The organism is Rothia sp. HMSC065B04, from assembly GCF_001812285.1.
In the GTDB taxonomy this organism is placed as follows: domain Bacteria; phylum Actinomycetota; class Actinomycetes; order Actinomycetales; family Micrococcaceae; genus Rothia; species Rothia mucilaginosa.
The window spans coordinates 93,063-93,452 of the sequence record NZ_KV808411.1; the positions used below are offsets into that span (position 1 = coordinate 93,063).

Sequence of the window (390 nt, forward strand, 5' to 3'; positions counted from 1 at the left end):
AGCAACCGGAGCGGGAGCTGCGGGAGCCTCAGCAACCGGAGCCGGAGCAGCGGGAGCAGCTGCAGCAGCAGCGTCGCCGATGATAGCCAGAACCTGGCCAACCTCTGCGTCCTCATCCTCGGGGATGCGGATCTCGAGCAGGGTACCTGCTACGGGGGAGGGAACCTCGGTGTCAACCTTGTCGGTGGAAACCTCAACCAGGGGCTCGTCAACCTCAACCTGCTCGCCAACTTCCTTCAGCCAGCGGGTAACGGTGCCCTCGGTGACGGACTCGCCCAGTGCGGGCAGTACGACCTCGATGCCTGCAGCAGCAGCTGCGGGAGCAGCCGGAGCAGCAGCGGGTGCTGCGGGAGCAGCAGGAGCCTCAGCAACCGGAGCGGGAGCTGCGGG

At 67.2% G+C, this 390-nt stretch carries 1 protein-coding gene; it reads right to left on the reverse strand.

Annotation, left to right across the window (positions count from 1 at the left end):
* A partial coding sequence (locus HMPREF2845_RS09275; RefSeq protein WP_305793660.1) for a biotin/lipoyl-containing protein occupies nucleotides 1-390 on the reverse strand: 390 nt, incomplete at both ends.